This window comes from Labrenzia sp. OB1 (genome assembly GCF_001624695.1).
In the GTDB taxonomy this organism is placed as follows: domain Bacteria; phylum Pseudomonadota; class Alphaproteobacteria; order Rhizobiales; family Stappiaceae; genus Roseibium.
Map to the genome: position 1 here is coordinate 265,360 of NZ_JSEP01000003.1, position 14,090 is coordinate 279,449.

A 14,090-nucleotide genomic window follows, 5' to 3' on the forward strand; every position below is an offset into this window, starting at 1 on the left:
CATCGCCCCGGTCACCTCACGCAGCTGTTCAGCGCGTTATTGAAATTATCAAGGCATTCGATTTGGTTAGCTGCGTGAATTGATCTCGGGAGAGGTTGCTGCCGGCACGGCAGACCGTTTTTACCCGCCATTCCTCAAACCGCAACCAACCTTCGCGTCCCACCCAGATCCACATAAACAAGTCGCTGCTCAGCGGATCGGGCTGGTAAACCCCGAGATCGCCAGCGGATTGTCCGTCATTACCTTGGAATCCGGTGTGTCGGGCAGCAAGGCACCGGAAAACGCCTCGAACATCTTGCGCACGAACCCCTCTGGCAGGTCCTTGGTGATGAAGACCATGCGTGTGCGATGATCGTCGTCCGGCCAGGCCTCCAGCGTCGCCGGCGGGTGAAAGACGTGCTGGACGCCGTGGATGACCACGGGCCTGTCCGGGTCCTCCGCCAGTTTGACAATCCCCTTCACCCTGAGCAGCTTCGGACCGTGGGCGGAGCGCAGCAGGTCGAGAAACATTTCCAGGGCCGATGCGGAAACCGGCCGGTCCGTTGACAGCGTGAAGGCACGGATGGAGTCGTCGTGCCGGTTCACGTCGTGCCCATGTCCGTGGTCATGTCCGTGTCGGTGGTCATGGTCATGCCCGTGATCATGATGATGGTGTGCATGTCCATGATGCCTGGGGGTTTCATAAGCTTCCGCGTTCAGCCACGCCGCCACGTCGGGGATCTTGGACTGCGGATTGTAGAGCCCGGCATTGAACAGCTTTTCGGTAACGGCCTCACCGGCGGATGCATCCAGACGCTGCGCGCCCGGGTTCAACTCCGCGAGGCGCTGTTGGAGATCCGCGAAGGCCGTGCGCTCCGCTTCGGACGTCAGCAGATCGGTCTTGGTGAAGACCAGCCGATCCGCAACCGCCGCCTGCTTGCGCGCTTCTTCGTGATTTTCCAGTGTCGACAGACCGTTGACCGCATCCACGAGCGTGATCACGCTGTCGAGCCGGTAACGCATTACCAGATAGGGATGCAGCATGACGGTGTGCAGGATCGGCGCCGGATCCGCAAGCCCGGTGGTTTCGATCACAACCCGGTTCAGCTTCTCCATCCGGCCGTTGTCCAGCCGGCGCAGAAGGTTCTCCAGCGTCGTCACCAGATCGCCCCGGATCGTGCAGCACAGGCAGCCGGAGGACAGTTCCACGATGCCGTCGCCGGCCTGATCCACAAACAGGTGATCGAGCCCGATTTCACCGAATTCGTTGATGATGACGGCGGTGTCTGCCATCGCCGGATCTTTCAGCAGCCGGTTCAGCAGCGTGGTCTTGCCCGAGCCCAGGAAACCGGTGAGGACGGAAAGCGGTATGGGTGGCTTCGGCCCTTTGCGGACCGTGTCTTCGGAGGCCGGTGCCGGGGAAGCCATGAAGCGTGTCTCCAGATCGGGCCGCCACGCGGAACGCGATGATGTCCGTTCTGTCTGCTGGCGCAGAAACGGAAAAGTGGCGGCGCAGTAAGCCGCACCGCTAACATTGTTTTCAGGGAAAGGTCAAAAGGATTACTGCCGCCCAGGATCAACCCGCGTTCAGAACCGTCACTTCTGCTGTCTTTGGTTCCGCGTCGTTCACGGATTTTTCCTCTTCGCCTTCTTTGGTGGAAAGTTCCATCGGCGTGAGGTCCTGCGCAACATCGGTGTCTTCACCGATCTGCTCCGCTTCGTCTCCGGTATCTACAACGGTCCGCACAGCTTCCGCCGCCTTTCGCAGGGTCGCGATGACCTCTTCGACCGAAACCCCTTCTTCGAGCTGATTTGCGGAAAGTTCCGCCAGACTCGCGAGAGCACGGATAGTGGCGTTGGATTTCGGTTCCATCATGTGCGATCTCTCGATCTGTCTTGCCGGCATATTCTGTGCCGCAAATATCCCCTGGGGGCCTTACAGCGTTTCACCGCGCAGGAGGGTCCTGTGGAAGTGGAATGCTTACCTCAGTCTTAAGGAACAGCGTAAATAAAGGGTTAACCTCGTCAATAACACCCATCCGTTTATCGTTCGTTCTCTTCGGCCCTGCAAGGACACACCTGACGCCAGACCCTCGCTGCGGCAGGAAAGCCGGCAGGAAAGCTGTTTGATACCGGGCGACTCCGGAACAACAATACAGTCTATTGCTTGCGTGGACTTGGAGCGGGCACGGGTACCGCGAAACCCAGCCCCTTTCGAAAGATCGAACCTGGCGCAGCCGTTGAAACGTCAGTTGCGGAGCCCGGACGCGCCTGGGTGGTTTTTTCGGTTATGGCAGCCGCTGAAGTGGCCGCGGCGGCGGTTTTCTGCAATTTGCCGCGAATTTCGATTTGCGCGCGGCGCACGGGGTTGGCGGCCGGCAACGGGATCTCTTCCACGCTCAGGCTCAAAGGGGCACCGGACGCCGACACGGCTGCCGCGGGCGTTCCTGACGGCTTTCCGAGGCCGACCTGAATGGGACGATAGGCAACCTGACGCGGGCCAAGGGTCCGGTCGAGGATTTTCGCCCAGTCCGGTTTGCCGTTTGAAAGCATGAACCCGCTTTCATCGACCTCAGCTTCTTTCTTGCCGCCACCGGCGTCGGCAAAAAACAGGAAGCCGCCACGGGTTTTGTTTTCCGTGTCGAAGCGCGCCATATAGCCCTTCGCACCCGGGCTCTTGTTGCGCCGGCAGTAGCCGTCAGCCGGCGGCGCGCCGGAAGACCCGGAGAGGCTGGTAACCTTCTGGCCGCGTCCGTTCTTGCGGAATCCCTCGTCGAAGAGCTGCCGCGCGAATGCCGTGCGCTCCAGCCCGGACCCGGCACCCAGGATAATGGCGATCAAGGTGCGGCCGCGCCGGGTAACGGACGCGGCGACATTGTAACCGGAATTGCAGATATACCCGGTTTTCATGCCGTTCGCACCGGAAACGCGCAACAGGAACTCCCGGTTGGCGGATCTGAGCGCCTTCTTGCCGAATCGGATGCCCGGATGTTTGTAGTAGTCGCGGGATTCGGGAAAATCTTGCCTGAGGGCCATCGCGAGGATCGCCAGATCCCGAGCGGTCGTCACCTGTGCGTTGTCCGGCAGTCCGTGCGGATTGGTGAACCGCGTATTGGTCATGCCGAGACGCCGGGCTTCCGCATTCATCATCGCAATGAAATTCGCTTCCGACCCGCCGATCGCTTCTCCCAGCGCGACGGCGACATCATTGGCCGACTTGATCAGGATGATCTTCAGCGCCGTATCGACCGTGAAGCGCGTGCCCACCTTGAACCCCATCTTGCTGGGCGGCTCGGAGATCGAGTTCTTCGACTGCACCACCGCTGAATTCAGGGAAGCACGGCCCTCCCGGATCGCCTTGAAGGTCACATAGGCGGTCATCATCTTGGTCAGCGAGGCCGGGTACCATTTGCGGGTGGCGTTCTTCTGTTCGAGCACCGCGCCTGTCCTTGCGTCCACAAGGATATAGGCGCCGATATCCGCCTGTGCCGGGCGCATTGCCAGGCTCAGGAAGAGGACCGGAACAACTAAGGTCAGGCAAATAGACGCCAAGCGGCCAAAAGGACTAGAGAACATTCGGTTATCCCGCAAACGACGGTCCCGCAAGGCGGGTCAAGGCAACCATATAATATGGTGATCCTTAAAGAACCGGATCGCGCCCCCGAGGGCAACCCCTTCCGCACAACTCTTCATTGCCAATCTTTTTTGCATTTGCCGATTTATAAGGCAATTTTACCGGACCGGCAGTTGCAAGCTCCGGAAAGACCTGTGATTTTTGACCGAACCCGTAGCCTCTGCAAAATATCTCTTCCTTGGCCCGGCTCTTGCTAAGATTGCCGCGACCAACTTCTTTCTTGCATCCAGGACAAAGCCCACAACATGCTTGCAAGACCGGTCCGATAAAAACGACGTACCGGGAACCCGGGGAGCGGAACACTCATGTATGATGCTGGGGTGGCATCGGATTCTGGTTTGAATACCATTGCCATGCAGCGCGTGGACGGTTCTGCGCGCGTGGCATTTGCCGTATCCGGTGGCGCGACCCGGCTCACCGATCTCTATCAGCGCGGCGCCGCGAAAGTCCGCTTGCCCAAGGTCTATGATCTGCCGCAGACAGCCGTTCTCCTCAACACCGCGGGCGGCCTGACCGGCGGCGACCGTCTGTCTTATGAGGTCGGTCTGGCGGAAGGTGCACACGCTATTGTGACCACCCAAACCGCTGAGCGCGCTTACGAGAGCGCCGGCGGCTCGGCAAAAGTGACATGTCTTCTGACCGTTGGCGACAACGCGGTTCTCGAATGGCTGCCCCAGGAAACGATTCTCTTCAACCGGTCCGCCTTGTCGCGGTCGATCCGGGCAGACCTCGACTCAAACGCACGACTATTGATGCTGGAAACAATCGTATTTGGCCGCATGGCCATGGGCGAACGGGTCAATTCGGTGTTTTTCAGGGACAGCTGGCGTATCCGCCGCGACGGCAGGCTCGTCTTTGCCGACGAGGTCCGTCTCAAAGGCGATGCGGAACAGATCCTGGCCGGACCGGCAACCGCCAGGGAAGGGCAGGCGGTGGCAACCCTCGTCGACTGTACCCCAGATGCCCAGGACCGTCTTGAGCTGGCCCGCTCCTGTCTCGACAATCTCACCTCAGGCACCGTGCAGGCCGCCGCCAGCGCATGGAACGGCTTGCTCACGGTCCGGCTCGTGTCCGATGATAGCCGCGATCTGCGCAACGCCCTGATCACCTTTTTGACCGGATATCGCTCGGCGGATTTGCCGCGTGTCTGGCATTGTTAGGTCACGGGCCCATGAACAAGGAGGATATCCACCGATGAACCTGACCCCGCGCGAAAAGGACAAGCTGCTGATCTCCATGGCCGCGATGGTTTCCCGGCGCCGCCTGGAACGCGGCGTGAAGCTGAACCATCCCGAAGCCGTCGCGCTGATCACCGATTTCATCGTCGAAGGCGCAAGGGACGGCCGCACCGTGGCCGATCTGATGGCCGCCGGCGGCAAGGTTCTGACAAGGGACCAGGTCATGGACGGTGTTGCCGACATGATCCACGACGTCCAGGTGGAAGCGACCTTTCCGGACGGCACCAAACTCGTCACGGTCCACGAACCCATCCGCTGAACCTTTTTAAGGAGATAAAGATGATCCCCGGAGAACTTTTCCCCGCCGAAGGTGAGATCGAGCTGAATGCCGGGCTGGAGACGGTGACGCTGGATGTCTCCAACACCGGCGACCGGCCCATTCAGGTGGGCAGCCACTACCATTTCTTCGAGACAAACGAAGGCCTTGCGTTCGACCGCGACAGGACCAGGGGCATGCGCCTCGACATTCCGGCCGGAACCGCCGTGCGTTTCGAGCCCGGCCAGACACGCTCGGTGACGCTTGTGCCTTTCGGCGGCGAGCGCACGGTTTACGGCTTCAACCAGAAGATCATGGGAAAGCTATGACCCTGCCGGGGAAAAAGACGATGCGCTTGCTCAAGGTTGCCTTGATCGCTGCTTTCTCATCCTTGCCGTTGGCAGGCGCTTCGGCGCAACAGACGGCTGAGAACGCATGCGAAAACGCACAGACCCAGCTGGAGCTGAACGAATGCTCCGCCCGGGCCTACCAGAGCGCCGACTCAGCGCTGAACGAGGCCTACAAGGCTGCAATGGACGTGGTGAAGGACTGGTCGCCCGAGTCTCAGGAGAAACTCCGCAGCGCCCAGCGCAGCTGGATCGGCTACCGGGACAAGGCCTGTCTGGTCTATCAATATCCTGAAAGTGGTTCGATCACGCCACTGCTGATCAACGACTGTCTGCGCAAGATCACCACCGACCGGACCGACGATCTCAAGGCGTTGGCGCAAGGGTTGGGCAACTGATGCTTTTCGCGCACCGCAAGCTGACGCTTTCCACCGGGCTCCTGGCGAGTGTGCTCATGGCTGTCGCGGCTGAGGCCCAGGAGAACGTCGATTGCGGCTATCCGCTCACCAATTCCGAACGCACCTACTGCGCGGAGAAGGCCTTGAGCGAGACTGAAGCGGACATGCGAAAGGCTTATGACCGGCTGCACGCCAGACTGGTCGAAATGGACGCTGAACTGCCGGAGCATCTCAAGGGAAGTCCCGGTGCGCTGGAAGAGGCGCAAGCGGCCTGGAAGGCCTACAGCGACAAGGACTGCGCCGCCTACAGTTTCCCTTTTCGAGGGGGAACCCAGGGCAGTGAACTCTACCGGAACTGCATCATCGTCCTGACCCTGAAGCGGACGGAGGATCTCAATGCCACCGTCGAGGATTACGGCAACTGACTTTCTGATCATTGATTGGAGATAAAATGGCTTACAAAATGTCCCGCGCCGCCTATGCGGACATGTTCGGACCGACCACTGGCGACAGGCTGCGCCTGGCCGATACCGATCTTGTTATCGAGGTCGAAAAGGATTTCACCACCTATGGCGATGAGGTGAAATTCGGCGGCGGCAAGGTTATCCGCGACGGCATGGGCCAGTCCCAGGCCCCCAGAACCGCCGGTGCCGTCGATACGGTCATCACCAACGCGCTGATCGTCGACCACTGGGGCATCGTCAAGGCCGATGTGGGTCTGAAGGACGGCCGTATCGTCGGGATCGGCAAGGCCGGCAATCCGGATGTCCAGCCCGGCGTTGATATCGTCGTCGGCCCGGGCACCGAGGTGATCGCCGGCGAGGGCAGGATCCTCACCGCCGGCGCGCTCGACGTTCATATCCACTTCATCTGCCCGCAGCAGATCGAGGAAGCCCTGATGTCGGGCGTCACAACCATGCTTGGCGGTGGCACCGGTCCGGCGACGGGCACCAACGCAACGACCTGCACTCCAGGTCCCTGGCACATCACCCGGATGCTGCAGGCAGCCGACAGTTTCCCGATGAACCTGGGGTTCGCCGGCAAGGGCAACGCCTCTCTTCCGGCCGCCCTGGAAGAGCAGATCCTGGCCGGTGCCTGCGCACTGAAACTGCATGAGGATTGGGGGACCACGCCGGCCGCCATCGACAATTGCCTGTCGGTCGCCGACGAATACGACATTCAGGTGATGATCCACACAGACACGCTGAACGAATCCGGCTTTGTGGAAAATACGACGGCCGCCTTCGGAAACCGCACCATCCACGCCTTCCATACGGAAGGTGCCGGCGGCGGCCACGCGCCGGACATCATCAAGGTCTGCGGCGAGTTGAACGTGCTTCCGTCCTCGACCAATCCGACGCGGCCCTACACGGTCAACACGCTTGAAGAGCATCTCGACATGCTCATGGTCTGCCATCACCTGGACAAATCGATTCCCGAGGATGTGGCCTTCGCCGAAAGCCGTATCCGCAAGGAAACCATCGCGGCGGAAGACATTCTCCACGACATGGGCGCCTTTTCGATCATTGCCTCCGACAGCCAGGCCATGGGCCGGGTCGGCGAGGTAATCATCCGTACGCTGCAGACCGCGCACAAGATGAAGGTCCAGCGTGGACGGCTGTCCAAGGAAGCCGGCGAGAACGACAATTTTCGCGTCAAACGCTATATGTCCAAGATCACCATCAACCCGGCCATCGCCCACGGCCTCGACGAACACATCGGCTCCGTCGAGGTCGGCAAGCTGGCCGACCTGGTGCTCTGGGATCCGAAGTTTTTCGGAGTGAAGCCTGACATGGTGCTCAAACTCGGCACCATAGCCGCGGCCCCAATGGGCGACCCGAATGCGTCCATTCCCACGCCGCAACCGGTTCACTACCGGCCCATGTTCGGCGCCTTCGGCAAGGCAATGACGCGGAGCCGGGTGACCTTCGTCTCACAGGCGGCCTATGACAACGGCGTCAAGGACAAGGCCGGTATCGACAGCCTTGTTCTGCCGGTGAAAAACACCCGTGGCGGCATTTCCAAGACATCGATGATCCTCAACGACGCCATGCCAGAGGTCGAAGTCAATCCGGAGACCTATGAAGTGCGCGCCGACGGTGAACTGCTCACCTGCGAACCGGCTGACGTCCTGCCGATGGCGCAGCGTTATTTCCTGTTCTAAGGTCCCGGAAAAACCGCTCCGGGAGGACAAATGTACAAGATCATCGGATTTCCACGCACCCGCGCCATTCGGGTGATCTGGCTGCTGGAGGAACTGGGAGAGCCATATGAGCTCGAACTCGCGCCGCCACAGTCCGAAGCCGTCACCGCCGTCAGTCCGGATGGCAAGCTCCCGGTTCTGATCGACGGGGATATGGCGATCCCGGATTCGGTCGCGATCTGCACTTATCTCGCCGACAGGCACGGCAAGTGCACCTTTCCCGCCGGAACCCTGGAACGCGCCCGGCGGGACAGCTTCACCCAGTTCGCTGTCGACGTGCTGGACGGAGCCCTTTGGACCGCGGCCAAGAACAGCTTCGTTCTGCCGGAGGACATGCGGGCGCCCGCCGTCAAGAACGCCTGCCGGTTCGAGTTTGCCAAGGGTTTGAAAACCCTGGAGACCCGTCTTGGCGACGGGCCTTTCGTGATGGGAGCCACCTTCACGGTTCCCGACATCATCATCGGCCATTGCACGGGCTGGGCCGTCACTGCGAAATTCGAGCTGCCCGGAGAGGGACCGTTGCACACCTATTTCAAACGCCTCAGGGACCGGCCGGCATACCAGTCCATGAAAGCGAAGTTCGCAGAGGCTACATGATCCGCGTTCGCAAGATCCATTCGGCAGGCAATTGGCCCAAGGACTACCCGCAAGACCGCCCCGTCGACCGGATCATCCTCGACCGGGAGGACCGGCATCGCAGACGCGCGGTCATGAGCGGGGAAAGCGGCCTGTCCTTTCTGCTCGATGAAGCTGACGCCGTCTTTCTGCATCATGGCGACGGGCTGGAGCTGGAAGATGGCAGGATTGTCGAAGTGCTGGCCGAACCGGAGGATCTGGTCGAAATCACCGCGCGCGACACGGCCCATCTCATCAAGATCGCCTGGCATCTCGGCAACAGGCATCTGCCAACGCAATTGCTGGGCGAAACGCTCAGGATCCGCCGCGATCACGTGATCGAGGACATGGTTTCCAGGCTTGGCGGTGGCCTGACACCGATCACCGCGCCGTTCGATCCGGAAGGCGGGGCCTACGGGCACGGCCGCACACATGGTCACAGCCACGATCACGGGCATGGGCATGGGCATGGGCATGGGCACGATCATGGCCACGGGCACGAACATTCCAACAGCCATTCCGGCGGGCATCACGATCACGGTCCCGCGCATGAATGACGCCGTCTCCCTGCCGGCGCTTTACCGGCTCCTGACCTTTCTTTCCCCAGCCTTTCCCATCGGCGCCTTCACCTACAGCCACGGGCTGGAACAGGTGATCGACCGGGGAGGGGTGGCCGACGCCGGAGATCTCCAGGCCTGGCTGGAAGATATCCTGCGCTTCGGCGCAGGACGCAGCGACGCGATCCTGTTGAAAGAAACGTTTCAGGCCGCCGGCCGTGGTGACGGAGAGACCGTCCAGGAGCTTCGCGAACTTGCGCTTGCGCTGCAACCGTCAAAGGAAAGGCATCTGGAATCGATCGCACAGGGAACGGCCTTCCTGCAAGCGGTCACCAGAAGCTGGATGCCCACGAGCGACACACCCGCAAGCGGGCTGCTTGCAGGCGTGGCGGCAACCGATGCCGGAGACAACCGGGAGCCGTGGCCCTATCCGGTGGTTCTGGGTCTCGTCTGCGCCGCCCATGACCTTCCCGAAGCAGCGGCCCTGACATCCTTCCTGCACGCCTTCACCGCCAATCTCATTTCGGTGGCCGTGCGGGTGGTTCCCCTTGGCCAGAGCGACGGTCAGAAGGTTCTGGCCGCGCTCGAACCGGTCATTGCCGCGACTGCGGAAGAGGCCGCCACGTGCGGCCTTGACGATCTCGGCACATCCACTTTTCTCGCGGACATCGCCTCCATGGCGCATGAAACCCAATATTCGAGGCTGTTCCGGTCATGAGTTCAAAAAACGGTCCCCTGCGCGTCGGCATCGGCGGTCCGGTCGGTTCCGGCAAGACCACCCTTACCGACCGTCTGTGCAAGGCCATGCGCGACACCTGGTCGCTCGCCGTCATCACCAACGACATCTACACCAGCGAGGATGCCGAAGCGCTGATGCGCTCCCAGGCGCTGTCCAGCGACCGCATCCGTGGCGTCGAAACCGGCGGCTGCCCGCATACCGCCATCCGCGAGGATGCCTCGATCAACCTGGCCGCCGTGCATGACCTCACCCGCTCCATTCCGGACCTGGACCTGATCCTGATCGAATCCGGCGGGGACAATCTGGCGGCAACTTTTTCGCCCGAACTTGCCGATCTGACCCTCTACGTCATCGATGTTGCCGCCGGCGAGGAAATCCCGCGCAAGGGCGGACCCGGCATCACCCGGTCCGACCTTCTCATCATCAACAAGACCGATCTGGCGCCCTACGTCGGCGCCAATCTGGAAGTGATGGACAGGGACGCCAGAAAGATGCGCAAGGAACGGCCCTTCGTCTTCGCCAACACAAAGCTCGGCGATGGTGTCGAATCCGTGGTAAGCTTCATCATCGAAAAAGGTGGACTCAACGCCTGAGTTTTCCTGACGCAAACAGACCGGCACCGACCCCGAGTTGACTTGAATGAATACTGAAAGACAGGACGCCTGCGCGCGAAACAACGCGCTCTGGTGCGATGCCGTTTTGAAATCTGCCGGTGCGGCGACACGGTTTCAGTCGGGCTTCTGGCAGGCGGAAGGCACCGCGCTGCCACTCTATCCCAACATCGTCACACTGACCTCCAAGCAGAGCGGTGATTTCTATGCCGCCCTGGAAGCCCTCCCGTTGAACGCAGCCGTGAAGGACAGTTACGATTGCCTGGACCTGGCGCCTGCCGGCTTTCGCAAGATGTTCGCCGCGACCTGGCTGTTCCGCCCCGAAGAAGCTGCCCGGAAACCGCCCGTCAGCCCCGGCTGGCACAAGGTCACCCAGCCGGACGGTCTGAAAAAATGGGCGGCCGCCTGGAACGGCGACGAAACGCTACATCGCCTGTTTTCTCCGGCTTTGCTTGACAACAGGTCCATCGATTTCGCCGCGATCCTGAAGAATGGCTCCCCCCATGCGGGAGCGGTTTTCAACAGCGGTCCAAGACTGAATGGCAAGGATCTGCTGGGCCTCAGCAACATCTTCTGCCGCAAGAACTGGCTCTACAGTGCCCTGCACGACCTTCTGGAGCCCTTTCCGCACAGACCGGTCTGCACCTATGAAAGCAAGCCCGATCTGCTGCAGGTCTATCGCCAACTCGGGTTTCTTGAGTGCGGATCTCTCGGTGTCTGGCAGAAAATCAGACCTGAGACGGCGACAGATGCTTGATCTTTCTCCAGTTTGCTTCCAACGTGATCCGTAGTAATACGGAGAAGACAGATATGTTTGACGGTATCAATCTGGTCGCGGTCGCTGCCGCCGCGATTGCATCCTTTATTTTCGGCTCGATCTGGTATGGCCTGCTCGGCAAGGCGTGGATGAAGGCGGCCGAAATCGGCAAGGAGCAGGCACGACCGACTCCCGCTGTCCTTGGCACCGCCTTCTTTTGTCAGGTAATCATGGCCTTTGTCTTCGCCGGGATTATCTTCCATAGCGGCGAAACCAACATCCGCAACGGCATCATTTCCGCGCTGCTGGTCTGGATCGGCATCGTCATGACCACGCAGATCGTCAATCATCGTTTCCAGGGAAAACAATGGATGCTGACTTTGATCGACGGTGGCCACTGGCTCGGCGTTTTTCTGGTGCAGGGCATTCTGATCGGCTGGCTGAGTTACTGAACTTGCAGAGCCTTCTAGCTTGGCATACGGATCTACAAGCTACACTTTCAGGCACAACGGAAAGTATCAGGAAACTCCTGCGGCTTCCGATGTGCCGATGGAAGCTTTTTCAACTGCCGACGGCTGCAATTTGATTTACAGCATTTTGCATACAGTTGAATACAGATAGGATGTCTTCACTGTCCAAGATCTTTTTTCGGGGTCCGAATCCTAGACCAAAGACTCGCCGACTAAAGTACCAATTCTTGGTTCTGGACGCTTTATAGGGCCATACGCATAATGGCCGCCGACAAACAGGTCAGCGTTGAAGGCATCCGCCCGTCGCTGATCCCATTGTGGTTTCTGGGAGGTTCTCACATGTCAGACTCAGTTTTTCCCGTTCCAGCGGAGGTTGCTGCACGGGCGCATGTAGACAATGCCAAATATCTTGAGATGTACCAGCGCTCCGAGAAAGATCCGGACGGCTTCTGGGGCGAACACGGCAAGCGGATCGACTGGATCAAACCCTATACCAGGGTGAAAAACACCTCCTACGATTACCACGATGTGTCGATCAAATGGTACGAGGACGGCACGCTGAACGTGTCCGCCAATTGTGTCGACCGGCATCTGGAAAAACGCGGCGACCAGCCGGCCATTATCTGGGAAGGCGATGATCCGACCGAAAGCAAGGTCATCACCTACAAGCAGCTTCATCACGAGGTGAACAAATTCGCCAACGTCCTGCATGGCCAGGGCGTCAAGAAAGGCGACCGCGTCACCATCTATCTGCCGATGATCCCCGAAGCGGCCTACGCCATGCTGGCTTGCGCCCGCATCGGCGCTGTTCATTCCATCGTCTTCGGCGGCTTTTCCCCGGACAGCCTTGCCCAGCGCATCGAGGGCTGCAAATCCGAGTGTGTCATCACAGCCGACGAAGGCCTGCGCGGCGGCCGCAAGGTGCCGCTCAAGACCAATGTCGACAAGGCAGTGGAAAAAGCTCCGGTCAAAAGCGTGATTGTTGTCAAGCGCACAGGTGGTGACGTCACCATGAAGGGCGGCCGCGACGTCTGGTACCACGAAGAGGCCGAACGGGTTTCCGATCACTGCGCCCCTGTCGAGATGAATGCCGAGGATCCGCTGTTCATCCTCTATACGTCCGGCTCCACTGGCCAACCCAAAGGCGTGGTGCACACCTCCGGCGGATACCTCGTCTACGCGTCCATGACCCACGAATATGTCTTCGACTACCATGAAGGCGATGTCTATTGGTGCACGGCTGATGTGGGCTGGGTCACGGGACACAGCTACATTGTCTACGGTCCGCTCGCCAATGGCGCGACGACCCTGATGTTCGAGGGCGTTCCGACCTATCCCGGACCGGGCCGCTTCTGGGAAGTATGCGACAAGCACAACGTCAACATCTTCTACACCGCACCGACCGCCATCCGCGCTTTGATGGGTGCGGGCGACGAACACGTCAACGGCACCTCGCGCAAGTCGCTTCGTCTGCTGGGGTCCGTCGGTGAACCGATCAACCCCGAGGCCTGGAACTGGTACTACAACATCGTTGGCGAAAAACGCTGCCCGATTGTCGATACCTGGTGGCAGACCGAAACCGGCGGCATCCTGATCACCCCGCTGCCGGGCGCGACCGACCTGAAACCGGGATCCGCCACCCGACCGTTCTTTGGCGTGCAGCCGGCAATCGTCGATGCGGAAGGCAAGTTTCTGGAAGGCGCCGTCGAGGGCAATCTGGTGATCAAGGACAGCTGGCCCGGCCAGATGCGCACGGTCTACGGTGACCACGAGCGGTTCGTCCAGACCTATTTCGCCACCTACAAGGGGCTGTACTTCACCGGAGACGGCTGCCGACGCGACGAGGACGGCTATTACTGGATTACCGGACGTGTCGATGACGTGATCAATGTTTCCGGTCACAGGATGGGCACGGCGGAAGTGGAAAGCGCGCTGGTCGCACATCCGAAAGTGTCCGAAGCCGCGGTGGTCGGTTATCCGCACGACATCAAGGGGCAGGGCATCTACGCCTATGTCACCCTGATGGAGGGGGAAGAGCCGACGGACGAACTGAAAAAAGAACTGGTGAAGCACGTACGCGCCGAAATCGGCCCGATCGCCTCACCTGACCTGATCCAGTTCTCTCCCGGTCTGCCGAAAACCCGATCCGGCAAGATCATGCGCCGTATCCTGCGCAAGATCGCGGAAGACAGTTTCGACAATCTCGGTGACACATCGACCCTTGCGGATCCGGCTGTCGTCGACGACCTGATCGGCAACCGGCAGAACCGCGCCTGAGCAGCACAA

Annotated in this window: 16 protein-coding genes; 13 read left to right on the forward strand and 3 right to left on the reverse strand. The window is 60.3% G+C overall.

From position 1 onward, the window contains the following. Positions 1 to 189: 189 nt before the first annotated feature. The 3 genes from OA90_RS05740 to OA90_RS05750 form a co-directional block, all read right to left on the reverse strand. The gene (locus OA90_RS05740) at positions 190 to 1,407 is read right to left on the reverse strand and encodes a GTP-binding protein (protein ID WP_068408399.1); all 1,218 of its coding nucleotides are present in this window, start codon (positions 1,405 to 1,407) and stop codon (positions 190 to 192) included. 148 nt (positions 1,408 to 1,555) lie between these two features. Further along, positions 1,556 to 1,855, reverse strand: a complete 300-nt coding sequence (locus OA90_RS05745; RefSeq protein WP_068408401.1) for a hypothetical protein — start codon at positions 1,853 to 1,855, stop codon at positions 1,556 to 1,558. 284 nt (positions 1,856 to 2,139) lie between these two features. Further along, the gene (locus OA90_RS05750; protein WP_208985983.1) at positions 2,140 to 3,477 is read right to left on the reverse strand and encodes a D-alanyl-D-alanine carboxypeptidase family protein; all 1,338 of its coding nucleotides are present in this window, start codon (positions 3,475 to 3,477) and stop codon (positions 2,140 to 2,142) included. Between the two features lie 474 nt (positions 3,478 to 3,951). Here OA90_RS05750 and OA90_RS05755 point away from each other — a divergent pair, with 474 nt between their 5' ends. The 13 genes from OA90_RS05755 (at position 3,952) to acs (ending at position 14,081) form a co-directional block, all read left to right on the forward strand. Continuing rightward, the gene (locus OA90_RS05755; protein ID WP_208985984.1) at positions 3,952 to 4,773 is read left to right on the forward strand and encodes an urease accessory protein UreD; all 822 of its coding nucleotides are present in this window, start codon (positions 3,952 to 3,954) and stop codon (positions 4,771 to 4,773) included. A 34-nt stretch (positions 4,774 to 4,807) separates the two neighbouring features. Then, the gene (locus tag OA90_RS05760) at positions 4,808 to 5,110 is read left to right on the forward strand and encodes an urease subunit gamma (protein WP_068408407.1); all 303 of its coding nucleotides are present in this window, start codon (positions 4,808 to 4,810) and stop codon (positions 5,108 to 5,110) included. A 20-nt stretch (positions 5,111 to 5,130) separates the two neighbouring features. After that, positions 5,131 to 5,436 (forward strand): urease subunit beta, encoded by a 306-nt coding sequence (locus tag OA90_RS05765; RefSeq protein ID WP_068408409.1) that lies wholly within the window; start codon positions 5,131 to 5,133, stop codon positions 5,434 to 5,436. Further along, positions 5,433 to 5,852: a lysozyme inhibitor LprI family protein gene (locus tag OA90_RS05770; protein ID WP_082836863.1), complete on the forward strand. Its 420-nt coding sequence runs from the start codon at positions 5,433 to 5,435 to the stop codon at positions 5,850 to 5,852. The genes OA90_RS05765 and OA90_RS05770 overlap by 4 nt, the downstream gene beginning before the upstream one ends. Beyond that, positions 5,852 to 6,277 carry a lysozyme inhibitor LprI family protein gene (locus OA90_RS05775; RefSeq protein ID WP_068408411.1) on the forward strand — a complete coding sequence of 142 codons (426 nt, stop codon included), beginning with the start codon at positions 5,852 to 5,854 and terminating at the stop codon, positions 6,275 to 6,277. Before OA90_RS05770 ends, OA90_RS05775 begins: the two co-directional genes overlap by 1 nt. A 26-nt stretch (positions 6,278 to 6,303) precedes the next feature. Then, positions 6,304 to 8,016 carry an urease subunit alpha gene (ureC, locus tag OA90_RS05780; protein WP_068408413.1) on the forward strand — a complete coding sequence of 571 codons (1,713 nt, stop codon included), beginning with the start codon at positions 6,304 to 6,306 and terminating at the stop codon, positions 8,014 to 8,016. Positions 8,017 to 8,046: 30 nt separating this feature from the next. Beyond that, positions 8,047 to 8,652 (forward strand): glutathione S-transferase family protein, encoded by a 606-nt coding sequence (locus OA90_RS05785; protein WP_068408415.1) that lies wholly within the window; start codon positions 8,047 to 8,049, stop codon positions 8,650 to 8,652. Then, positions 8,649 to 9,227 carry an urease accessory protein UreE gene (locus OA90_RS05790; protein ID WP_082836864.1) on the forward strand — a complete coding sequence of 193 codons (579 nt, stop codon included), beginning with the start codon at positions 8,649 to 8,651 and terminating at the stop codon, positions 9,225 to 9,227. The genes OA90_RS05785 and OA90_RS05790 overlap by 4 nt, the downstream gene beginning before the upstream one ends. After that, the gene (locus OA90_RS05795) at positions 9,220 to 9,945 is read left to right on the forward strand and encodes an urease accessory protein UreF (RefSeq protein ID WP_068408417.1); all 726 of its coding nucleotides are present in this window, start codon (positions 9,220 to 9,222) and stop codon (positions 9,943 to 9,945) included. The genes OA90_RS05790 and OA90_RS05795 overlap by 8 nt, the downstream gene beginning before the upstream one ends. Next, positions 9,942 to 10,559 carry an urease accessory protein UreG gene (gene ureG, locus OA90_RS05800; RefSeq protein ID WP_068408419.1) on the forward strand — a complete coding sequence of 206 codons (618 nt, stop codon included), beginning with the start codon at positions 9,942 to 9,944 and terminating at the stop codon, positions 10,557 to 10,559. Before OA90_RS05795 ends, ureG begins: the two co-directional genes overlap by 4 nt. 46 nt (positions 10,560 to 10,605) lie before the next feature. Continuing rightward, the gene (locus OA90_RS05805; protein WP_068408421.1) at positions 10,606 to 11,334 is read left to right on the forward strand and encodes a hypothetical protein; all 729 of its coding nucleotides are present in this window, start codon (positions 10,606 to 10,608) and stop codon (positions 11,332 to 11,334) included. Positions 11,335 to 11,387: 53 nt separating this feature from the next. Further along, entirely contained in the window at positions 11,388 to 11,786 is a 399-nt protein-coding gene (locus tag OA90_RS05810) for a DUF1761 domain-containing protein (RefSeq protein ID WP_068408423.1), read from the forward strand. A gap of 357 nt (positions 11,787 to 12,143) precedes the next feature. Continuing rightward, positions 12,144 to 14,081, forward strand: coding sequence for an acetate--CoA ligase (acs, locus tag OA90_RS05815; protein WP_068408774.1), 1,938 nt, complete (start codon positions 12,144 to 12,146; stop codon positions 14,079 to 14,081). Positions 14,082 to 14,090: the final 9 nt, after the last annotated feature.

Bases quoted from the DNA above. Each gene is read 5' to 3' on its own strand.
- OA90_RS05740 (WP_068408399.1), bottom strand. From the start codon at position 1,407: ATGGCTTCCCCGGCACCGGCCTCCGAAGACACGGTCCGCAAAGGGCCG.
- OA90_RS05745 (WP_068408401.1), bottom strand. From the start codon at position 1,855: ATGATGGAACCGAAATCCAACGCCACTATCCGTGCTCTCGCGAGTCTG.
- OA90_RS05750 (WP_208985983.1), bottom strand. From the start codon at position 3,477: ATGCGCCCGGCACAGGCGGATATCGGCGCCTATATCCTTGTGGACGCA.
- OA90_RS05760 (WP_068408407.1), top strand. From the start codon at position 4,808: ATGAACCTGACCCCGCGCGAAAAGGACAAGCTGCTGATCTCCATGGCC.
- OA90_RS05765 (WP_068408409.1), top strand. From the start codon at position 5,131: ATGATCCCCGGAGAACTTTTCCCCGCCGAAGGTGAGATCGAGCTGAAT.
- OA90_RS05770 (WP_082836863.1), top strand. From the start codon at position 5,433: ATGACCCTGCCGGGGAAAAAGACGATGCGCTTGCTCAAGGTTGCCTTG.
- OA90_RS05775 (WP_068408411.1), top strand. From the start codon at position 5,852: ATGCTTTTCGCGCACCGCAAGCTGACGCTTTCCACCGGGCTCCTGGCG.
- ureC (WP_068408413.1), top strand. From the start codon at position 6,304: ATGGCTTACAAAATGTCCCGCGCCGCCTATGCGGACATGTTCGGACCG.
- OA90_RS05785 (WP_068408415.1), top strand. From the start codon at position 8,047: ATGTACAAGATCATCGGATTTCCACGCACCCGCGCCATTCGGGTGATC.
- OA90_RS05790 (WP_082836864.1), top strand. From the start codon at position 8,649: ATGATCCGCGTTCGCAAGATCCATTCGGCAGGCAATTGGCCCAAGGAC.
- OA90_RS05795 (WP_068408417.1), top strand. From the start codon at position 9,220: ATGAATGACGCCGTCTCCCTGCCGGCGCTTTACCGGCTCCTGACCTTT.
- ureG (WP_068408419.1), top strand. From the start codon at position 9,942: ATGAGTTCAAAAAACGGTCCCCTGCGCGTCGGCATCGGCGGTCCGGTC.
- OA90_RS05805 (WP_068408421.1), top strand. From the start codon at position 10,606: ATGAATACTGAAAGACAGGACGCCTGCGCGCGAAACAACGCGCTCTGG.
- OA90_RS05810 (WP_068408423.1), top strand. From the start codon at position 11,388: ATGTTTGACGGTATCAATCTGGTCGCGGTCGCTGCCGCCGCGATTGCA.
- acs (WP_068408774.1), top strand. From the start codon at position 12,144: ATGTCAGACTCAGTTTTTCCCGTTCCAGCGGAGGTTGCTGCACGGGCG.